The organism is Bradyrhizobium sp., from assembly GCF_016462955.1.
Classification (GTDB): Bacteria; Pseudomonadota; Alphaproteobacteria; order Rhizobiales; family Xanthobacteraceae; genus Bradyrhizobium.
In genome coordinates, this window is the sequence record NZ_JAEMSD010000465.1 from 1 (window position 1) to 3,886 (window position 3,886).

Here is a 3,886-nt window from a genome sequence, read left to right on the forward strand (position 1 = left end):
GCGCTGTTCTCCGCGCAAGGGCCCGCGATCGCCGCGGCGCTGATCGCCGGCTTCAACCAGATGCTCTATGTGCAGGCGCGCATCGCGATGCTCGACATCTTTGCGCTCGGCTTCGGCCTGCTTGCGATCGCCGCCTTCATGCATGGTTTTCGAAGAGAGCGGCCGCAGGCGATGTTTGCCGCCGCAGGCGCCCTGTTCGGGCTTGCCGCGGCATGCAAATGGAGCGGCCTGTTTCCGCTTGGCGTCTGCATCGTCATCGTCGCGGTGATCCGCCTGATGCAGGGCTGGCGCACGCTGTTCGCTGATGCGAGGCTGGACGACTGGTATCGGCCGGAACTGTGGCCCGCCTTGAAAATGCATCACCTCGCGCTCTGCTTCGCGGTCCTTCCGATGGTGGCTTATCTTGCCGCCTTCGTTCCGCTTCACGGATTTTCGCTGGCTGGCCTGATCGAGGCCCAGCGGCGCATCTTTGCCGACAACACCACGACCGCCATCGCAGGCCACACCTATATGAGTTCATGGCCGTCCTGGCCGCTGCTGGCGCGCCCGGTTTGGTTCCTGTTCGACAAGACCGCAGAGGACCACGTCGCTGCGATCGCCTTTCTGGGCAATCCGCTGGTCCTATGGCCGGCTCTGCCCGCCCTCGCCGTGGTGCTGCGCGATTTCGTCGTGGCGCGGCGCTGGGATGCGTTACTCATCGCAGCATTCTATTTCGGCCCCTGGCTCGCCTGGGCATTGCTGCCGCGCACGCTGGGCTTCATCTATTACTATCTGCCCGCAGCGACCGCGGCCTCGCTCGCGCTGGTCTATGTGCTGCGCCGGGAGGGGCTGCCGCGATGGCTGCTGTGGGCCTATGTCGGCGTCGCCGCGGCCGGCTTTGCAGTCATGCTGCCGATTTCCGCAGCGTTCGTCGGCACCTCGATGAGGTGGTTCAACCGGCTGATGTTGTTCCAAAGCTGGATCTAATGCCCGCTTGCGTGCATAGGCCGGGCAGAATTGACTTGCGTGAATCAATCGTCGCGTGTCGACTGCCCGCCATTGCCGGAATGGGAGAGGCGGCAGGTGGGCATGGAGGACGGCATTGCGAGTCCGGATTATTCCAGCGCGGATTGGCTGCGTGCCGTAGTCGACACCGCCGTCGACGGGGTGATCCTGATCGACGCCCACGGCGGCATCCTGATGTTCAATCCGGCCTGCGAAAAGTTGTTCGGCTATTCCGCCGGCGAGGTCGTCGGACGGAACGTCAAGGTCCTGATGCCCTCGTCCTACCGTGACGCCCACGACGGCTATCTTCACAACTACCATGTCAGCGGCGAACGCAAGATCATCGGTATCGGCCGCGAGGTGGCGGGACAGCGCAAGGACGGCTCGACCTTCCTGATTCATCTGTCGGTCGGCGAGACCAAGCAGGCGTCGGGAAAATCGATCTTCGTCGGCATCTTGCACGACCTCACGGAGCGCGAGCGGGTCGAGCGCGAGTTGCGCGAGAGCGCGGCCCGGCTGCGCGCGGTAGTCGACACCGCCGTCGACGGCGTGATCCTGATCGATTCCAACGGCACCATCCTGAAGTTTAATCCGGCCTGCGAAAGACTGTTCAAGTACCGGGCCGACGAAGTTCTGGGAGAGAACGTCACGATCCTGATGCCGGAGCCCTACCGATCCGAGCACGACGGCTACGTTCGCAACTTCCTGACCACCGGCGAGAAGAAGATCATCGGCATCGGCCGCGAGGTGGTGGGCCGGCGCAAGGACGGCACGACCTTTCCGATGGACCTTTCGGTCGGCGAGGCGGAGCAGGACGGCTCGCCGATCTTCGTCGGCATGATCCACGATCTGAGCGACCGCAAGCGCACCGAGGCCCAGCTGATCCAGGCGCAGAAGATGGAGGCGGTCGGCCAGCTCTCCGGCGGCATCGCCCACGACTTCAACAATCTGCTCACCGTGATCGTCGGCAACGCGGAATTCCTGGCGGAGCAATTGCTGTCGCGCGCCGACCTGAAGCGGCTCGCCGAGGACATCTGCAGCGCCGGCGAACGCGGCGCCGAGCTCACGCAGCGCCTGCTCGCCTTCAGCCGCAAGCAGCTGCTGCGGCCGGTCGAGACGGAATGCAACAAGCTCGTCGAATCCATGCACAAGCTGCTGCGGCGGACGCTGCGTGAGGACATTGCCATCGCTACCCAGACCGATCCCGCGCTCCGGCACGCCTTTGCCGATCCCGCGCAGCTCGAATCGGCGATTCTCAACCTCGCGCTGAACGCCCAGGACGCGATGGGATCAGGTGGACGTCTGACCATTTCGACCGCGAACGCGTCGCTCGATCCGGGCGACCACAACGCCCACCCCGAGGTCGGGCCGGGCGAGTATGTCGTGATCGCGGTGACCGACACCGGTTCTGGCATGCCGAAGCCGGTGCTTGAACGTGCGTTCGAGCCCTTCTTCACCACCAAGGAGGTGGGCAAGGGCAGTGGGCTGGGGCTCAGCATGGTCTACGGCTTCGCCAAGCAGTCCAACGGCCATGTCACGATCTACAGCGAGCCCGGCCTGGGGACGACGGTGCGGATCTATCTTCCGGCCGTGCTGGCGAAGACGCAGGACGTACCGCTTGCGGTCGACAAGGAGGTGACGAATAGCGGATCCGAGAGCGTGCTGGTCGTCGAGGACGATCCGTTCGTCCGGTCCTACGCGGTCATGAGCCTGGAGAGCCTGGGTTACAAGGTCGTCTCCGCCGTCGACGGCAGGGAGGCCTTGCAAAAGCTTGCGACGACGGCGCACATCGACCTGTTGTTCACCGATGTCGTCATGCCCGGGGGAGTCAACGGTTGGGAGCTTGCAGGACTCGCACGCAAGGACAGGCCTGATCTGCGCGTGCTGCTGACGTCGGGCTACGCGCTCGAGACGCTGGCGGCAAACGGCCATGTCCGGCAGGGCGCTCTGATCCTGGAAAAGCCCTACCGCAAGGCCGAGCTCGCACGGCTGGTGAGAGAGGCGCTCGTCGCGCCGGTGCCGGTGTGAGCCGCCTGCCGGTGGGCGGCAGGCGGCGAACCCTCGAGTGATCACTTCGACGCGGTCTTGGTGTCCATGTTGACGACCTGGACGCGGCGGTTGGCTGGGTCGGTGCCGTTGGCGGCATCCTTCAGCTTGGTCTCGCCGTATCCGACGGTGACGAGATCGGTACCGTTGAGGCCGTAGTTCTGCATCAGGTATTTCTTGATGGTGTCGGCGCGCCGTTCGGAGAGCCCCTGATTGTACTGTTCGCCGCCGGTCGCATCGGTGTGGCCGGCGACCACGATGGTCGAGCCCTTCAGCGCCGGATCCGACAGCGCCTTGCCGAGCGCCTGCACCGATGCCATCGAGGTCTTGGCGATGTCGGCCGAGTTATAGTCGAACTGGATCTCCAGATCGATCTTCGGCTTGGTCGCAGCTAGCTCGGCGATCTGCTCGCGCTCGCCGGTCGAGAGCGACCGGGTCGAACGGTTGCGCACGGTGTTCAGGAAGCTCGCTTCCTTGGCCTGCACGGTCGTGTCGACCTGCGGCGCAACGGACAGCCCGCGGGTCAACGGCTTCGGCTTCAGCGCATCGACGATCTGGCCGGCGGTGACGTTGTTGTCGCCCGCCAGCGCAAGGCCTGCCGTCATCGACAGGGCGGCGGAAAGAGTTATCGCCTTCAGTCCAAAAAACTTATCAAAACGGGTCATTGTCGTATCCTCGCTGTTACGCCTGATGGCGATTTGATGCTCTGAGCCTAGCGCAGGTTCAAAGGCCTCGATGTGACCTCCGTCACGCTCGGGCAGAACTCCGATCAGGTTCGATCGTCTGCGCTTGATCGGGGGCAAGAAGCTCGAACCTGCGGGAAGGCCTCTAGTGAGCCTGAAGTCGCAATCGGCAG

3 protein-coding genes are annotated in these 3,886 nt (G+C 64.3%); 2 read left to right on the plus strand and 1 reads right to left on the minus strand.

All coding sequences use genetic code 11. The features are described 5' to 3' along the window. Positions 1-966: phospholipid carrier-dependent glycosyltransferase (locus JHD07_RS31760; RefSeq protein WP_291629335.1), on the plus strand; the 966-nt coding region annotated here is incomplete at its 5' end. A 102-nt stretch (positions 967-1,068) separates the two neighbouring features. Further along, positions 1,069-3,012, plus strand: a complete 1,944-nt coding sequence (locus JHD07_RS31765; RefSeq protein ID WP_291629341.1) for a PAS domain-containing sensor histidine kinase — start codon at positions 1,069-1,071, stop codon at positions 3,010-3,012. A gap of 41 nt (positions 3,013-3,053) precedes the next feature. Here JHD07_RS31765 and JHD07_RS31770 read toward each other — a convergent pair whose 3' ends face one another. Then, complete coding sequence (locus JHD07_RS31770; protein WP_291629337.1) at positions 3,054-3,695, minus strand: OmpA family protein; 642 nt, start codon at positions 3,693-3,695, stop codon at positions 3,054-3,056. Between the last annotated feature and the right edge of the window lie 191 nt (positions 3,696-3,886).

Coding starts and splice junctions, on each gene's coding strand:
- JHD07_RS31770 (WP_291629337.1), bottom strand. CDS start 3,695: ATGACCCGTTTTGATAAGTTTTTTGGACTGAAGGCGATAACTCTTTCC.
- JHD07_RS31765 (WP_291629341.1), top strand. CDS start 1,069: ATGGAGGACGGCATTGCGAGTCCGGATTATTCCAGCGCGGATTGGCTG.